11 protein-coding genes and 2 tRNA genes are annotated in these 15,762 nt (G+C 73.2%); 10 read left to right on the top strand and 3 right to left on the bottom strand.

Annotation, left to right across the window (positions count from 1 at the left end; genetic code table 11):
- Positions 1-102: 102 nt before the first annotated feature.
- A complete protein-coding gene (locus AB0N90_RS34615; protein WP_365203155.1) occupies positions 103-1,518 on the top strand; it encodes an NAD-dependent malic enzyme in 1,416 nt (471 codons plus the stop codon).
- A 309-nt stretch (positions 1,519-1,827) separates the two neighbouring features.
- Positions 1,828-2,109, top strand: a complete 282-nt coding sequence (locus tag AB0N90_RS34610) for an HU family DNA-binding protein (RefSeq protein ID WP_014673024.1) — start codon at positions 1,828-1,830, stop codon at positions 2,107-2,109.
- A gap of 205 nt (positions 2,110-2,314) precedes the next feature.
- Here the strand turns inward: AB0N90_RS34610 and murA are convergent, their stop codons facing one another.
- The gene (gene murA / locus AB0N90_RS34605) at positions 2,315-3,655 is read right to left on the bottom strand and encodes a UDP-N-acetylglucosamine 1-carboxyvinyltransferase (protein ID WP_085564978.1); all 1,341 of its coding nucleotides are present in this window, start codon (positions 3,653-3,655) and stop codon (positions 2,315-2,317) included.
- Between the two features lie 271 nt (positions 3,656-3,926).
- Between murA and AB0N90_RS34600 the strand changes: the two genes are divergently transcribed.
- From AB0N90_RS34600 to AB0N90_RS34570, 7 genes are all read left to right on the top strand, one after another.
- Complete coding sequence (locus AB0N90_RS34600) at positions 3,927-4,499, top strand: YqgE/AlgH family protein (protein ID WP_361668741.1); 573 nt, start codon at positions 3,927-3,929, stop codon at positions 4,497-4,499.
- A gap of 29 nt (positions 4,500-4,528) precedes the next feature.
- Positions 4,529-4,822: a DUF3039 domain-containing protein gene (locus AB0N90_RS34595; RefSeq protein ID WP_037651876.1), complete on the top strand. Its 294-nt coding sequence runs from the start codon at positions 4,529-4,531 to the stop codon at positions 4,820-4,822.
- A 201-nt stretch (positions 4,823-5,023) separates the two neighbouring features.
- Positions 5,024-6,721: a beta-N-acetylhexosaminidase gene (locus AB0N90_RS34590; RefSeq protein ID WP_365203152.1), complete on the top strand. Its 1,698-nt coding sequence runs from the start codon at positions 5,024-5,026 to the stop codon at positions 6,719-6,721.
- A gap of 292 nt (positions 6,722-7,013) precedes the next feature.
- Positions 7,014-7,907 (top strand): xanthine dehydrogenase family protein subunit M, encoded by an 894-nt coding sequence (locus tag AB0N90_RS34585; RefSeq protein WP_086807616.1) that lies wholly within the window; start codon positions 7,014-7,016, stop codon positions 7,905-7,907.
- Positions 7,904-10,789: a 2Fe-2S iron-sulfur cluster-binding protein gene (locus AB0N90_RS34580; RefSeq protein ID WP_365203150.1), complete on the top strand. Its 2,886-nt coding sequence runs from the start codon at positions 7,904-7,906 to the stop codon at positions 10,787-10,789. The genes AB0N90_RS34585 and AB0N90_RS34580 overlap by 4 nt, the downstream gene beginning before the upstream one ends.
- Positions 10,786-13,089: a molybdopterin cofactor-binding domain-containing protein gene (locus AB0N90_RS34575; RefSeq protein WP_365203148.1), complete on the top strand. Its 2,304-nt coding sequence runs from the start codon at positions 10,786-10,788 to the stop codon at positions 13,087-13,089. Before AB0N90_RS34580 ends, AB0N90_RS34575 begins: the two co-directional genes overlap by 4 nt.
- 148 nt (positions 13,090-13,237) lie before the next feature.
- A complete protein-coding gene (locus AB0N90_RS34570) occupies positions 13,238-14,398 on the top strand; it encodes an SUKH-4 family immunity protein (protein WP_365203146.1) in 1,161 nt (386 codons plus the stop codon).
- 24 nt (positions 14,399-14,422) lie between these two features.
- On the opposite strand, the gene AB0N90_RS34565 is transcribed toward AB0N90_RS34570, so the two are convergent.
- Positions 14,423-14,509 (bottom strand) — tRNA-OTHER (locus tag AB0N90_RS34565).
- A 16-nt stretch (positions 14,510-14,525) separates the two neighbouring features.
- Positions 14,526-14,600, bottom strand: a tRNA-Cys gene (locus tag AB0N90_RS34560).
- A 413-nt stretch (positions 14,601-15,013) separates the two neighbouring features.
- On the opposite strand from AB0N90_RS34560, the gene AB0N90_RS34555 reads away from it, so the two are divergent.
- On the top strand, positions 15,014-15,762 hold a 749-nt coding region (locus tag AB0N90_RS34555), incomplete at its 3' end, for a glycosyltransferase (protein ID WP_365203145.1).

The following is a 15,762-nucleotide window of genomic DNA, read 5'->3' as shown; positions in this document are numbered from 1 at the left end:
AACAAAACGTCCGCAACCGAGGGCGACTACCACGTACTGATCGGTAGGTGCGACGATCGGACGGCACAACTAGCGACACGGTGAAAGCAGAGGAAGTCGGCCATGGCAACGGCGCCCAGCGTCTCCTACTCGATGACCATCCGGCTGGAGGTGCCCGCGAGCGGAACCGCCGTCTCGCAGCTCACCAACGCCGTGGAGTCCTCCGGAGGCTCGGTGACCGGCCTCGACGTCACCGCGTCCGGGCACGAGAAGCTCCGTATCGACGTCACCATCGCGGCCACCTCCACGGCCCACGCCGAGGAGATCGTCGAGAAGCTGCGCGGCATCGAGGGCGTCACCCTCGGCAAGGTCTCCGACCGTACGTTCCTGATGCACCTCGGCGGCAAGATCGAGATGCAGTCCAAGCACCCCATCCGCAACCGTGACGACCTCTCCATGGTCTACACGCCCGGTGTGGCCCGCGTGTGCATGGCGATCGCCGAGAACCCCGAGGACGCCCGCCGCCTCACCATCAAGCGCAACTCGGTTGCGGTCGTGACGGACGGCTCCGCGGTGCTCGGACTCGGCAACATCGGCCCCAAGGCCGCGCTGCCCGTGATGGAGGGCAAGGCGGCCCTCTTCAAGCGCTTCGCCGGCATCGACGCCTGGCCGCTGTGCCTGGACACCCAGGACACCGACGCGATCGTGGAGATCGTCAAGGCGATCGCCCCCGGCTTCGCGGGCATCAACCTGGAGGACATCTCCGCGCCCCGCTGCTTCGAGATCGAGGCCCGGCTGCGCGAGGCCCTGGACATCCCGGTCTTCCACGACGACCAGCACGGCACCGCCATCGTGGTGCTCGCCGCGCTGACCAACGCGCTGCGCGTCACCGGCAAGGCGATCGAGAACATCCGGATCGTGATGTCCGGCGCCGGCGCGGCCGGTACGGCGATCCTCAAGCTGCTGCTCGCGGCGGGCGCGAAGAACGCCGTCGTCGCCGACATCCACGGTGTGGTGCACGCGGGCCGCGAGGACCTGGTGAACGCCCCGGCCGACTCGCCGCTGCGCTGGATCGCCGACAACACCAACCCGGAGGGCCTCACCGGCACCCTGAAGGAGGCCGTGCGCGGCGCGGACGTCTTCATCGGCGTCTCGGCCCCGAACGTCCTGGACGGCGACGACGTGGCCGCCATGGCGGACGGCGCGATCGTCTTCGCGCTCGCGAACCCGGACCCCGAGGTGGACCCGGCGATCGCCCGCCAGACGGCCGCGGTGGTGGCCACCGGCCGCTCGGACTTCCCCAATCAGATCAACAATGTGCTGGTCTTCCCGGGTGTATTCCGTGGCCTGTTGGACGCGCAGTCCCGTACCGTCAACACTGAGATGATGCTCGCCGCCGCGAAGGCACTCGCCGATGTGGTCAGCGAGGACGAGCTGAACCCCAACTACATCATTCCGAGCGTCTTCAACGACAAGGTCGCGGGCGCCGTCGCCGGTGCGGTCCGCGAGGCCGCCAAGGCGGTCGGCGCAACGATCTGACCAGGGCGGATCGCCCGACCACGGCGTGTCGTACGGTGCCGGGGGCTGTGAGGATCACCACGGTGGCCCCCCGCACCGGCGCGTCGTGGAACCACCTGGCGCCGGGCGCCCTCTAGGGTGACGCCGATCAGGCGCTTTTCGTGTGACTCCCCAGGGTGTTCTCACGACTCCTACGGGTGCCGGATTGGCTTTCCCGCCGCAGGTAGGGGCAGGATGCGTCCCTGGGCGCGAGCGCATCGGCATCGCAGTGCCACGGGCATAACCGCCGCGTGGCACACCCCAACGGCAAGAAAACACGGGAGTAACAACATGAACCGCAGTGAGCTGGTGGCCGCGCTGGCCGACCGTGCCGAGGTGACCCGCAAGGACGCCGACGCCGTGCTGGCCGCGTTCGCCGAGACCGTCGGCGAGATCGTCGCCAAGGGCGACGAGAAGGTCACCATCCCCGGCTTCCTGACCTTCGAGCGCACCCACCGTGCCGCTCGTACCGCGCGCAACCCGCAGACCGGCGAGCCGATCAACATCCCCGCCGGGTTCAGCGTGAAGGTCACCGCGGGCTCCAAGCTCAAGGAAGCGGCCAAGGGCAAGTAAGCGCTCCGCTTTGAGCGCCGGTCCACTGGAGCGCCGTTCGAGGTGAGCGCCGTGGGTGGCTGACAGTCCGTCGTGGCTGGTCGCGCAGTTCCCCGCGCCCCTTTGGGGCGCGGCCCGGTGGGCCGCGCCGAAAGGGCCGACGACGTCAAACAGGGCGGTCCCCCTCCGAGGAGGGGGACCGCCCTGTTTGCTTGTTTGCTCGGGGTCAGCCGAGGGCCTTGCCCGGGAGTTCGACCTTGGCGCCCAGTTCCACGAGCTTCTCCATGAAGTTCTCGTAGCCGCGGTTGATCAGCTCGATGCCGTGGACCCGGGAGGTGCCCTCGGCGGCCAGGGCCGCGATCAGGTAGGAGAAGCCGCCGCGCAGGTCGGGGATGACCAGGTCGGCGCCCTGCAGCCGGGTCGGTCCCGAGACGACCGCGGAGTGCAGGAAGTTGCGCTGGCCGAAGCGGCAGTCGGAGCCGCCCAGGCACTCGCGGTAGAGCTGGATGTGCGCACCCATCTGGTTGAGCGCCGAGGTGAAGCCCAGCCGGGACTCGTAGACCGTCTCGTGGATGATCGACAGGCCCGTGGCCTGGGTGAGCGCCACCACCAGCGGCTGCTGCCAGTCGGTCTGGAAACCGGGGTGCACGTCCGTTTCCAGCGCGATGGACTTCAGCTGGCCGCCCGGGTGCCAGAAGCGGATGCCCTCGTCGTCGATCTCGAAGGCGCCGCCGACCTTGCGGTAGGTGTTCAGGAACGTCATCATCGAGCGCTGCTGGGCGCCCCGGACGTAGATGTTGCCGCTGGTCGCCAGCGCCGCCGAGGCCCAGGACGCGGCCTCCAGACGGTCCGACAGGGCCCGGTGGGTGTAGCCGCCGAGCTGGTCCACACCGGTGATGCGGATGGTCCGGTCGGTGTCCATCGCGATGATCGCGCCCATCTTCTGCAGCACGCAGATGAGGTCCTCGATCTCCGGCTCGACGGCCGCGTTGGACAGCTCCGTGACGCCCTCGGCCAGTACGGCCGTCAGCAGCACCTGCTCGGTCGCGCCCACCGACGGGTACGGCAGCGTGATCTTCGTACCGCGCAGGCCCTTCGGCGCCTCCAGGTACTGCCCGTCCGCGCGCTTCTCGATGGTCGCGCCGAACTGCCGCAGCACATCGAAGTGGAAGTCGATGGGCCGGCCGCCGATGTCGCAGCCGCCGAGGCCGGGGATGAACGCGTGCCCGAGCCGGTGCAGCAGCGGGCCGCAGAACAGGATCGGGATACGGCTGGAGCCGGCGTGCGCGTCGATGTCGGCCACGTTGGCGCTCTCGACGCGCGTCGGGTCGAGCACCAGCTCGCCGGGCTCCTCACCCGGACGGACCGTCACCCCGTGCAGCTGGAGCAGCCCGCGCACGACGCGTACGTCACGGATGTCCGGAACATTGCGCAGCCGGCTCGGCGCGCTGCCGAGCAGCGCGGCGACCATGGCCTTCGGCACGAGGTTCTTCGCACCGCGGACACGGATCTCGCCCTCAAGCGGGTTTCCGCCGTGGACAAGCAGGACATCGTCGTTGACGGTCATGAATCTCGCGTTCCGATCAGATGGGCATGGGGGCCGCCGATCACGGGCGGGCCGTGGGACAGGGTAATCGCCGATCACCCCCCGTCCGTAAGTCCGCGTACCGCCCTGTCGCGTCATGGGTGTGTCACAACACGAACCGTTTGCAATCGGACACATGGGGTCACCGACCGTGAGCGTGCGCCGGGCCTGCTTCCACGCACCCTGAGCTGCGTTCACCCGGGCACTCCGATTGGCTCCCCACTCCGGGGGAAGATGCGGGATCATGTCTGGCATGACCGAGGTGTCCTCGCTCACAGGACGGCTGCTCGTGGCCACCCCCGCCCTGGCGGACCCGAACTTCGACCGCGCGGTGGTCCTCCTCCTCGACCACGACGAGGAGGGTTCCCTCGGCGTCGTCCTCAACCGCCCCACCCCGGTGGGCGTCGGCGACATCCTGGAGGGCTGGGCCGAGCTGACCGGCGAGCCCGGCGTCGTCTTCCAGGGCGGACCGGTCTCGCTGGACTCCGCGCTCGGCGTGGCGGTCATCCCGGGCGGGGCGAACGGGGAAGAGGCCCCGCTGGGCTGGCGGCGGGTGCACGGCGCGATCGGCCTGGTCGACCTGGAGGCACCGCCCGAGCTGCTCGCCCCGGCCGTCGGCTCGCTGCGGATCTTCGCCGGGTACGCCGGCTGGGGGCCCGGCCAGCTGGAGGAGGAGCTGACCGAGGGCGCCTGGTACGTGGTGGAGTCCGAGCCCGGCGACGTGTCCTCGCCGGAGCCCGAACGGCTGTGGCGCGAGGTGCTGCGCCGCCAGCGCAGCGAACTGGCGATGGTGGCCACGTATCCGGACGACCCTTCGCTCAACTGATGCCCGGCCGCTTCAGTACCCTGGGCAATATGAGCACTCTTGAGCCCGAGCGCGGGACTGGTACGGGGACCCTCGTAGAGCCGACGCCGCAGGTGTCCCACGGCGACGGCGACCACGAGCGCTACGCCCACTACGTCCAGAAGGACAAGATCATGGCGAGCGCCCTCGACGGCACCCCCGTCGTGGCGCTGTGCGGCAAGGTCTGGGTGCCGGGCCGCGACCCGAAGAAGTACCCCGTGTGCCCCATGTGCAAGGAGATCTACGAGTCCATGGGCAGCGGCGGCGACAAGGACAAGGGCGGCGACAAGGGCAAGGGCAAGTAAGGCCCCGCCTCCCGTTGTGACCCGCGAGGGCCCCGGTGCGCTTCGGCGTGCGCCGGGGCCCTTTGCGTACCCGATTGCATACCCGATTGGTCGAGACCTCTTGTGGGCCGGTTCCGGGGGTCCTAGCCTTCCTGCCGATCGACTGGTTGTGCGGAACGAAACGGCTGTTGCACAGGGTGCAACGCGAGGCGTGGAGGCCACATGGGTGACATCGGCGGCGGGGAGACGGCATCGGCCGGGGAGGCGGCGCTGATCCCGGCGCCGGGCCGTATCTCGGTGCCGGACGGCGCGGCCGCCGGGGCACGCTGTGTGGTCGATGCGGACACCGGGATCGAGGCCGCCGAGGGCACCGAACGGGTGGCCCGCTGGCTGCGGTCGACGGTCGGCGCGGCGACCGGGCTGCCCTTCGCGCCGTACCGCGAGGGTGAAAGCCGTATACGGGACGGCCGGGTGCGGCTGCGGATCGTGCCCGCGCTCGCGGACGAACTCGGCGGCCCGGAGTCGTACCGGCTGACCGCCGAAAACAGGGTGGTCACCCTGGACGGGGCGAGCGAGGCCGGGCTGTTCTGGGCCGCGGGCACCTTCCGGCAGCTGCTCGGACCCGAGGCCTTCCGGCGGGCCCCCGTCAGCGGCCGTGATACCTGGGAATTCCCCGCGCTCACCGTGCACGACAGCCCACGGTTCGGCTGGCGCGGGCTGCTGCTCGACGTGGCCCGGCACTTCATGCCCAAGGACGGGGTGCTGCGCTATCTCGATCTGATGGCCGCGCACAAACTCAATGTGCTGCATCTGCATCTGACGGACGACCAGGGCTGGCGGATCGAGATCAGGCGCTATCCGAGACTGACCGAGACCGGCTCCTGGCGGGCCCGGACGAAATTCGGTCACCGGGCCTCACCGCTGTGGGAGGAGAAGCCGCACGGGGGTTACTACACCCAGGACGACATCCGGGAAATCGTCGCCTACGCGGCCGAGCGGCATATCACCGTCGTGCCGGAAATCGATGTGCCGGGGCATTCGCAGGCGGCCGTCGCCGCGTATCCGGAACTCGGCAACACCGACGTCATCGACACCTCCGCGCTCTCCGTCTGGGACACCTGGGGGATCAACTCCAACGTACTGGCCCCCACTGACAACACCCTCCGGTTTTACGAAGGGGTGTTCGAGGAGGTCCTGGAGATGTTCCCGTCACGGTTCATCCACATCGGTGGTGACGAATGCCCGAAGGACCAGTGGCAGAAGTCGTCCGCCGCCCAGGAGCGCATCGCCGATCTCGGCCTCGCCGACGAGGACCAGCTCCAGTCGTGGTTCGTACGGCATTTCGACACCTGGCTCGGGGCGCGCGGGCGCCGGCTGATCGGCTGGGACGAGATCCTCCAGGGCGGGCTCGCCCCGGGTGCCGCGGTCTCCTCCTGGCGCGGCTACGAGGGCGGGGTCACCGCCGCGCGCGCCGGACACGACGTCGTCATGTGCCCCGAGCAGCACGTGTACCTGGACCACCGGCAGGCCCCCGGCGACGAGGAGCCCGTGCCGATCGGCTTCGTGCGCACCCTGGAGGACGTCTACCGGTTCGAACCCGTTCCCGCCGCGCTCACCGAGGCCGAGGCGCGCCATGTGCTCGGCACCCAGGCCAATGTGTGGACCGAGGCCCTGGAGGACGCCCGGCGCGTGGACTACCAGGCGTTTCCCCGGCTCGCCGCGTTCGCGGAGGTCGCCTGGAGCCGGCTGCCCGCGCCCCCGGAGCGGGACTTCGCGGACTTCGAGCGCCGGATGACCGCGCACTACCGGCGACTTGACGCCCTGGGCGTCGCCTACCGGCCACCGGCCGGACCCCGGCCGTGGCAGCGGCGACCGGGCGTGCCGGGCCGCCCGCTCGACGGACCGCCGCCCAACAGGTGATCCCGAACGGCCGGAACCCGCCAGATGTACCCCAACGGGCCTGCCGCGCAACGCGGATGGAACAGATAGTGGAAAACCCCGTCAGTTTCACCGAAGAGTGGCAATTCGCGCGCACCGGTGAAGCGGTGCGAAACCGGACCATCTCCTCGGTGAGGTGGGCGAATGCCTCCTAGCGGACCCCCGCGTTCGAGCCCTGCGAAGATGTGCCAGAGTTGCCACGTCCGCCCTGTCAGCACGTACCGTACGGCGCAACAGGCGGGACCAGGTGGGGCAGCGGGAAGGGGCAGCCGGGTTGACCACGCACGCACCGCAGGCGGGGCAGGCCGTCACGCTGCCCACGACGCTGGACGAGGCGGTGGCGGCACTCGCCGCGATGCCCACCGCGGTCCCGGTCGCGGGCGGCACCGACCTGATGGCCGCCGTCAACTCCGGGCAGCTGCGGCCCGCCGCCCTGGTCGGCCTCGGCCGGATCAGCGAGATCCGCGGCTGGCAGTACCAGGACGGCCACGCGCTGCTCGGCGCCGGACTCACCCTCGCGCGCATGGGCCGCCCCGACTTCGCGGCCCTGATCCCGGCGCTCGCCGCCGCCGCGCGCGCCGCGGGCCCGCCGCACATCCGCAACGCGGGCACCCTGGGCGGCAACATCGCCTCCGCCGCGCCCACCGGGGACGCGCTGCCGGTGCTCGCCGCGCTGGAGGCGACGCTGATCGTCGCCGGACCGGGCGGGGCGCGCCGGGAGGTCCCGGTCTCGCACCTGCTGGCGGGCGTGGAGATGCTGGGCGCCGGTGAACTCATCGGCTTCGTGCGGGTGCCGCTGCTGCACGCCCCGCAGGTCTTCCTGAAGGCGACCGGACGCACCGGACCCGGCCGCGCGCTCGCCTCCGTGGCCCTCGTCCTCGACCCCGCCCGGCGCGGCGTGCGCTGCGCGGTCGGGGCCATCGCGCCGATGCCGCTGCGGCCGCTGGAGGCCGAGCAGTGGGTCGCGCGGCTCATCGACTGGGACAACGACCGCGCGCTCGTCCCCGAGGCGCTCAGCGCCTTCGGCGAGTACGTCGCCGCGGCCTGCATCCCCGACCCGGCGCCGGAGGCGGACGGCACGGTGCCGTCGCTGCCGCCCGCCGTACTGCACCTGCGGCGCACCGTCGCCGCGCTGGCCCGACGAGCACTGGGGAGGGCGCTGTCGTGACCGACGACCGGCACGGAGAGGGCGCGCCCGAGGGCGGCGGCCGCTGGAACCCGCTGCCCCAGGGCGACTACGACGACGGCGCCACCGCCTTCGTCAAGCTCCCCGAGGGCGGCATAGACGCCCTGCTGTCCGGCAACAGCCCGCTGGCCGCGCCGGGCCACGGCTATGTGCCGCCGCGCATCCCGGGTGCCCCGGCCGAGGGCGGCTGGCCCGCGCCGGAGAACGGCGCCGCCCAGTGGCCCGACCCGAACGGCGGCCAGGGCGGCGGCCAGTGGCCCGACCCGGACACCGGGCAGGGGGCGACGCAGGGCGGCGACCGCTTCACGTACGACCCCGCGGCCACCCAGCACTGGAACTTCGAGGAGCCCGCGCCCGCCGCGCCCGGCCATGACGTCACCGGGCAGTGGTCCATCCCGGTCGCCGGTGGGGAACTTCCGGACGAATCGGGCGAGTTCACCACGTCGTCCCTGGTGGAGCAGTGGGGCGGCACCCCGCCCGCCACCCTCCCGGGCGGCGCTCCGGCGCCCTGGGCGACCAACGCGGGCCAGCCGTGGGGCGAGCCGCAAGAGGCCGCGCAGGGTCCGGACGCATACGGATCCGGCGAGGCGTACGGGCACGAGACGTACGGCGCCGAGGCCGGAGCGCGCGCCGAGGGCGAGGCGTTCGGCCCCGAGGCCGGCGGCCATGCCGAGGCGTACGACCCCGGGAGCGGCGAATTCCGCGCCGGGCGCGCGCAGAGCACGGCGGAAGGGGTCGGCAGCGCACGGGCGCGCCGCCAGGCCCGCGCCCAGGCCGCGTACGAGCAGTCGGGGGCCGCACCGGGCGGGTACGACCAGTCCGGGGCCGGGCAGGGCGGGTACGAGCACGCGGGGCCCGAGCAGGCCGCGCAGGGCCCGGCGGGTCACGGACACGCCGTGCGGGAACAGCCGGGCGCCGCCTACGGGCCTGCCGCCCACGGGCAGACCGGCCCCGTCCCGGGCGCCCACGAGCAGACCGGCCGCGCGCCGGAGCACAACGGTTCCACGCCGGGCGCGTACGGCCAGGACACGCTGGGGCACGACGCGTACGAGCAGGGCGGCGCCGGGGTGGCGCCGGGCGCGTACGACCCGGCCGGGCAGGCGCGGGGCACGGATGAGCAGGGCGCGCACGACGCCGGTGGGCATGCGCAGGACGTGTACGGCCGGGGCGGGTACGAGCAGCCCGGGCAGGCGGACGGCGCGGCCGTACCGGGTCCGGACGGGGCCGGGGCGCAGGAGCACACCGCGCACGGCCAGGACGGGCAGGACGGCCGGGACGGGCGCATAGAGGGCCCGTTCGGCGGGGCCGGACACGGGCAGCAGGGGTACCCGGACGCCGGGCGCGGCCAGGTGCCGCAGGCGGGGCACGCGCAGGGGCAGGCGCCCGGCGCGCACCCGCGGGACGGTGTCGTACCCGGCGCGCGTCCGCAGCCCGCGCAGGAACGGCCGGGCGACCCGCAGGACACGCTCGGCGGCGCGGAACACGAGCAGGGCGCGCACGAGCAGGGCGCGCACGGGCGGATGGGGCACGCCCAGGGGGGCCAGGAACAGGCCGTTCACCCCGGTTCGGCGCACCCGGAGCAGGGGCTGGAGCCCCGCCCGGAAGCGGACCCGGAGCGGGACCCGGACCTGGAGACGGGCCGCACCCGGCCCGGCGGCCACCCCGCCGCCGCGCACCTCCCCGCGCCCTCCGGCGAGCCGTCGTACCCCTCCCCGGACGGGCACCCGGCGCACCCGCGGGGCGACGCGGCGGAGCACCGTACGCCGCCCGCGGGCATCCCCGCGGGACCGGACGCGCACGGCCCGGCCACGCCTCCCGCCGACGGTCCCGCCGAACCCACGGGCCAGGACGCCGCGCCCGAGACCGCCGCGCGGCCGGAGACGGCGCCCGAGGACGCCACGCCGGCGCACGGCACCCCGGCATCCACCGGCGACCCGGCCGTACCCGTCGTACCCGAACAGCGGTCCGGCGCGGCCATGCCCGGCGTTCCCGGGCAGCGGTCCGACACGCCCGTGCCCGCGCCCGCCGTGCCCACGGAGCCCGCTCCGGCGCACGACGGCGACACGCCGACCCCCGCGCCGGAGGCGGCCGAACACGCCGACGCCGAGCCCGAACAGGCCGAGGCCCCCGAAGCGGCCGAGGCGCCCGAAGAGCCGGCGCCCGCACCTCTCCCGCTCCACGACGACCACCCCCTCGCCTCCTACGTCCTGCGGGTCAACGGCGCCGACCGGCCCGTCACCGACGCCTGGATCGGGGAGTCGCTGCTCTATGTGTTGCGCGAGCGGCTCGGCCTGGCCGGGGCCAAGGACGGCTGCTCGCAGGGCGAGTGCGGGGCCTGCAATGTGCAGGTCGACGGGCGGCTCGTGGCCTCCTGCCTGGTGCCCGCGGTCACCGCGGCCGGCACCGAGGTGCGCACCGTGGAGGGGCTGGCCCAGGACGGGCACCCCTCGGACGTGCAGCGGGCGCTGGCCCGGTGCGGCGCCGTGCAGTGCGGGTTCTGCGTGCCCGGCATGGCGATGACCGTGCACGACCTGCTGGAGGGCAACCCCGCGCCGACCGAGCTGGAGACCCGGCAGGCCCTGTGCGGCAACCTGTGCCGCTGCTCCGGCTACCGGGGCGTCGTGCAGGCCGTCCAGGAGGTCGTCGCCGAACGCGAGACCGCGCACGCCCCCGAGGCGGAGACGGCCGCGGACGCCGACGACGCGCGCGTACCGCACCAGGCGGGACCCGGCTCCGGCGGCGCGGGCCCGTCGGTGTTCGAGGCGCCGGGCGTCTTCGACACGCCGCCACCCACCCCGGACGGCTACGGCGACACGCCCGGCCCGTACGACCAGCACTACGGCCAGGACGGAGGCCAGGCGTGAGCGACGAAGCCGCCACCGCCACCGCGGAACCCGCCCCCGAGCCCGAGCAGGTACTGCACGGCCTCGGCGTCTCGCTGCCGCACGCGGACGCCCGCGCCAAGACCGAGGGCACCTTCCCGTACGCCGCCGACCTGTGGGCCGAGGGCCTGCTCTGGGCGGCCGTCCTGCGCTCCCCGCACGCGCACGCCCGGATCGTGTCCATCGACACCTCCCACGCCCGCGAGATGCCCGGCGTGCGCGCCGTCATCACCCACGAGGACGTGCCCGGCACCCCCCGCCACGGCCGGGGCACCCCCGACCGGCCGGTGTTCGCCGCCGAGGTCGTACGGCACCACGGCGAGCCCATCGCCGCCGTCGCCGCCGACCACCCGGACACCGCGCGGATGGCCGCCGCCGCGATCATCGTCGAGTACGAGATCCTCGACCCGGTGACCGACCCCGAGCAGGCGTTCGAGGCCGAACCCCTGCACCCCGACGGCAACTTGATCCGGCACATCCCGCTGCGCCACGGCGACGCGGACGCGGCCGGCGAGGTCGTGGTCGAGGGGCTGTACCGGATCGGCCGCCAGGACCCGGCCCCGATCGGCGCCGAGGCCGGACTCGCGGTGCCGCGCCCCGACGGCGGGGTGGAGCTGTACCTGGCCTCCACCGACCCGCACCACGACCGCGACACCGCCGCGGCCTGCTTCGGACTGTCCCCGGATCGGGTGAAGATCGTGGTCACCGGGGTGCCCGGCGCCACCGCCGACCGCGAGGACGGCAGTTTCCAACTCCCGCTCGGCCTGCTGGCGTTGCGCACCGGCCTCCCGGTGAAGCTCACCGCGAGCCGCGAGGAGTCCTTCCTCGGCCACGCCCACCGCCACCCCACCCTGCTGCGCTACCGCCATCACGCGGACGCCGAGGGCAACCTGGTGAAGGTGGAGGCGCAGATCCTCCTCGACGCGGGCGCGTACGCCGACACCTCCGCCGAGGCGCTGGCGGCCGCCGTCTCCTTCGCGTGCGGGCCGTACGTCGTGCCGAACGCCTTCATCGAGGGCTGGGCCGTCCGCACCAACAACCCGCCCTCCGGCCATGTGCGCGGCGAGGGCGCGATGCAGGTATGTGCCGCGTACGAGGCCCAGATGGACAAGCTGGCCCGCAAGTTGGACGTGGACCCGGCCGAACTGCGGCTGCGCAACGCGCTCGCGACCGGCGATGTGCTGCCCATCGGCCAGACCGTGACCTGCCCGGCCCCGGTCGCCGAACTCCTCCAGGCCGTACGGGACTTCCCGCTTCCGGAGCTGCCCAAGGACACCCCCGAGGAGGACTGGCTGCTGCCCGGCGGACCCGAGGGCGCGGGGGAGCCGGGCGCGGTGCGCCGGGGCGTCGGCTACGGCCTCGGCATGGTGCACATGCTCGGCGGGGAGGGCGCCGACGAGGTGTCCACGGCGACGGTCAAGGTCCACGACGGCATCGCGACCGTGCTGTGCGCGGCCGTGGAGGCCGGCCAGGGATTCACCACGCTGGCCCGGCAGATCGTCCAGGAGACCCTGGGCATCGAGGAGGTCCGGGTCGCCCCGGTCGACACCGACCAGCCGCCGTCAGGACCGGGCAGCCGGGGCCGGCACACCTGGGTGTCGGGCGGTGCGGTGGAGCGGGCCGCGAAGATGGTCCGCACCCAGCTTCTCCAGCCGCTGGCCCACAAGTTCGGCATGTCGACGGAGCTGCTCCAGATCGACGACGGCAAGATCACCTCGTACGACGGGGTGCTCTCGACCACCGTCACCGAGGCGCTGGACGGCAAGGAGCTGTGGGCCACCGCGCAGTGCCGCCCGCACCCCACCGAGCCGCTGGACGCGGCCGGGCAGGGCGACGCGTTCGTGGGCCTGGCGTTCTGCGCGATCCGCGCGGTGGTGGACGTGGACATCGAGCTGGGCTCGGTGCGGGTGGTGGAGCTGGCCGTCGCCCAGGACGTGGGCCGGGTGCTCAACCCCGCCCAGCTGGCGGCCCGGATCGAGGCGGGCGTCACCCAGGGCGTGGGCATCGCGCTCACCGAGAACCTGCGCACCCCGCGCGGGCTGATCCGGCACCCCGATCTGACCGGGTACGCCCTGCCGACCGCCCTGGACGTGCCGGACATCCGGATCGTCAAGCTGGTGGAGGAGCGGGACGTGGTCGCGCCGTTCGGTGCCAAGTCGGTCAGCGCGGTGCCGGTGGTGACGTCCCCGGCGGCCATCGCCTCCGCCGTCCGCGCGGCCACCGGGCGCCCGGTCAACCGGCTCCCGATCCGCCCCCAGGCGGCCGTGGTCACCGACCGCTGACCGTCGCCGCGCAACGCGCCGGGGCCGCCCGGCGTCTTTCCACCGCGGGGGCGTTGTCAGTGGGGCGGCGTAGTGTGCTCAGCGGTGGGGGAGCCGCCGGTGCGGGCGCCCGTACCTGGGCACGCACGGGCACGATCGCGGGGGAGCGATGGGTACGACGACGGATGCCGGGACAGCGGCGATCACGCTGACCGAGGCCGAGCTGGACCGCCATGTCACGCATGCCGCGACGCGCGGGCTGCTCGCGGGCCCCGGGCTGCCCGCCGTCACCGATGTGCTGACCTTCTCGCCGCTGCGCGCCCACGGTCTGCGCACCCTCGCGGACGCGGCGGACGGCCCCTTCCAGCTGGCGGAGGAGCTGCGGGACCGCCTGGTGATAGGCGAGCTGCTCAATCCGGCCGGCATGGAGCGGGAGTCGATCCTGCTCGACGGCGACACGGGCGAGATCACGACGGCGTATCTCCGCGACCCCGCCGAATGGCGCCCCTTCGCGCCGTCCCTCGACACGCTGCTGCGGTTCGCCGCCGTCACCGAGGAACTGGCGGGCCTGCGCGGCCGGTTCGCCTCGCTGGCCGGGCAGTACGGACCGAGGACGGTCGCCGAGGCGTCCCGCCGGCTGCTCGCCCTCTTCGAGGAGGGCACGGACGGCCGGGTGCCGCCGTACTGGAAGGCGGCGGCCCTGATCCGCCCGCTCGCGCTCGCCGCGGGCCCCGGCGCGACGTCCGGGCTCACCCTGGACATCCCCGCGCGCGTCCTCGACCAGGAGTTCGGGCACGGCAGGGTGGCCCGCTTCGAGGACGTCGACTTCCCGGCCACGCTCACCCATGAGCCGACCCGCCGCTTCCTGTGCGAGACCGGGCTGCCCGAGGAGGCGGTGCTCTTCTTCACCGACCCGGACGCCCCGCTGCCGACGCTGCGCGAGTACTTCACCCAGGAGCGCGCCGACTACCCCCTCGCCGAACTCCCGGCCCACTGCGACCACTTGATCCGCCTCGGCCACCTGGTCGAGGACCACAGCCTGGTCGTCGACGGCCGCACGGGCGCGGTACTGACCTTCTCCGCCCCCGAGGCCGCCCTCTACCCCCTCAACACCGACGTCTCCACCCTCGCGTTCGCCCTCTGGCTCCTCCACCACGAACGCACCATCGACCAACACCTCTCCCACGAACTGACGACGACCTCCTACGACCAACTGGCCGCCGCCATGCTCCACACCCTGACCACCCTCGACCCCACCGCCACCCTCCCGGGCACGACCTGGCACTACTGGACGGACGCCTTCCAGGACGAGGCGGGCGGGGTGCTCTGAGAACACCCCGCCCGCTGAAAGAGGCCGTGGCGGGATTCGAACCCGCGTGACTCCCCGCGAGCGGAGCTCGCTGATGGATACAGCGCAGGCGAGCCCCTGAACCACTCGGGCGCGCTCGGCTGGCGTTTGGAGGCCGTGGCGGGAATTGAACCCGCGTGACTCGCTTTGCAGGCGAGCCCCTGAACCACTCGGGCACACGGCCGTGTTGATGAGAAGACCGTAGGCCGGGAGAGAAGGGGTGCTCAAGCGATCCGGCGTGGCTGCAATGTGACTGCCATACGGCGTTCATGGGAGGGCGGACTAGCCAGGGTCTTCCGTTTGGACCAGGCCGGATCAGGGCGCGATGCCGGGGCTCGCGGGCCCGACTTGATCCAAACGAGAGGTCCTAGCGGCCGCGGTGACGGGGCGAGCGAGGACGTCGGCGGGAGACGCCTGCACCGCGACGGCGACGGACATTTTGGTGGAGGTGCCGGCGGGGACGACGCGGCACGCGGTGTGCACGGTGACCTGGGTGCGGTGACCGCGTGGCGTGGATTCGTGCGAGCCAGGCGGGCGGGGCACGTGTAGCCGCTACCGTGGCGTCGTCTGATCTTCCTTTCGCCGAGGAGCAGCCCGATGCACAGCGCGCCTTTCCGTCTTGTCGTCACGGGCGGCGGTACCGGTGGACACACGTATCCCGCGCTGACCGCGGTGCGCACGCTGAAGGCCCGGCTCGCCGCCGAGGGACGGGCGCTCGAAGTCCTGTGGATCGGGACGGCCGACGGCCTGGAGGCGCGCGTCGCCCCGGCTGCGGGCATCGCCTTCACCACGGTGGCGACCGGCAAGATCCGCCGTTCGAAGAACCCGCTCAAGATGGCGTCACCGGCGAACGTGCGGGACATGGCCCGGGTGCCGCTCGGCGTACTGCAGGCGCGGCGGGCCATCGACGGTTTCCGGCCGGATGTCGTCCTCGCGACGGGTGGCTATGTGGCGGTTCCGGCCGGGCTGGCGGCGCGGATGTGCCACCGGCCGCTCGTGCTGCACGAGCAGACGGTGCGGCTGGGTCTGGCGAACCGGAAGCTCGCGTCGGCGGCGGCGCGGATCTGCGTGTCGTCGGATTCGACGCTCGGGCTGCTGTCGGAGTCGGCGCGCGCGATCGCGGTGGTGACCGGGAATCCGGTGCGGCCCGAGGTGCTGTCCGGGCAGGCGGACAAAGCCGTCCAGGCGCTGGGTCTGTGGGGCTTCGACCGGCGGCTGCCGACCGTGTATGTGACCGGTGGGGCGCAGGGCTCGCAGCAGATCAACGAGTTGGTCGGCGAGTCGGTGCAGTGGCTGCTGGGGCGGGCGAACGTCATCCATCAGTGCGGCCCGGCGAACGAGGCGGG

Source organism: Streptomyces sp. NPDC093018 (assembly GCF_040684035.1).
Lineage (GTDB): Bacteria > Actinomycetota > Actinomycetes > Streptomycetales > Streptomycetaceae > Streptomyces > Streptomyces murinus.
The sequence above is the reverse complement of the archived record's forward strand: the minus strand, read 5'-3'. Positions and strand labels throughout refer to the sequence as shown.

What these genes read in the sequence shown, in the direction of transcription:
- AB0N90_RS34615 (WP_365203155.1), top strand. Translation starts at nt 103, where the DNA reads ATGGCAACGGCGCCCAGCGTCTCCTACTCGATGACCATCCGGCTGGAG.
- AB0N90_RS34610 (WP_014673024.1), top strand. Translation starts at nt 1,828, where the DNA reads ATGAACCGCAGTGAGCTGGTGGCCGCGCTGGCCGACCGTGCCGAGGTG.
- murA (WP_085564978.1), bottom strand. Translation starts at nt 3,655, where the DNA reads ATGACCGTCAACGACGATGTCCTGCTTGTCCACGGCGGAAACCCGCTT.
- AB0N90_RS34600 (WP_361668741.1), top strand. Translation starts at nt 3,927, where the DNA reads ATGACCGAGGTGTCCTCGCTCACAGGACGGCTGCTCGTGGCCACCCCC.
- AB0N90_RS34595 (WP_037651876.1), top strand. Translation starts at nt 4,529, where the DNA reads ATGAGCACTCTTGAGCCCGAGCGCGGGACTGGTACGGGGACCCTCGTA.
- AB0N90_RS34590 (WP_365203152.1), top strand. Translation starts at nt 5,024, where the DNA reads ATGGGTGACATCGGCGGCGGGGAGACGGCATCGGCCGGGGAGGCGGCG.
- AB0N90_RS34570 (WP_365203146.1), top strand. Translation starts at nt 13,238, where the DNA reads ATGGGTACGACGACGGATGCCGGGACAGCGGCGATCACGCTGACCGAG.